Raw genomic sequence first — 626 nt, 5'->3', positions numbered from 1 at the left:
GGGTTTTTTGTGCCGTGCGCTTTTAATATTTTTTTGTACGAAGGGGAATTTTTAATAGGAGGCCCCCGCCTTTTCCTACCCGCCGATATGAATGACGCTGCCCGGAAACAAAGCCATCATCTCAGTGAGCACATCGTGAAAGAAATCAATCACTTTGGGGTCGGCTACATTGAATACATCATTGCCGCCAAAATCGCAGGACACTTTCAATGGTTTGCCAATCGTGCCCAACCACGGATAAGAAGCAATGGCGGCTTGGGCGTGCCCCGGCATTTCTATTTCGGGCACAATGGTAATGTGCAGTGCAGAGGCATAAGCAACGACTTCCCGTATTTCGTCCTGCGTATAAAAACCGCCGTGAGGTTTGCCGTCGAAAATACCGCTTTTCCAAAAAAACATACTTGTAGAATCGCGGAAAGCACCGATTTTGGTCAGTTCGGGATATTTTTTGATTTCAATACGCCAGCCCGGGTCATCCACCAAATGCCAGTGAAAAACATTCATTTTCAGTGCAGCCATATTGTCCAACAGTTTGAACACAACCTCTTTCCCCTGAAAATGGCGAGATTCGTCCAGCATAAAGGCACGCCAGCCAAGGGTAGGATAATCGGTAATCGTCCCACATT

1 pseudogene is annotated in these 626 nt (G+C 47.1%); it reads right to left on the bottom strand.

The features are described 5' to 3' along the window. Positions 1-78 precede the first annotated feature (78 nt). Positions 79-626: pseudogene (locus ASC50_RS03195) on the bottom strand (family 20 glycosylhydrolase); the annotation flags it as partial.

The sequence above is a fragment of the Candidatus Symbiothrix dinenymphae genome (assembly GCF_001431085.1).
Note: the sequence above shows the minus strand (reverse complement) of the source record. Positions and strands in the feature narration are given on the sequence as shown.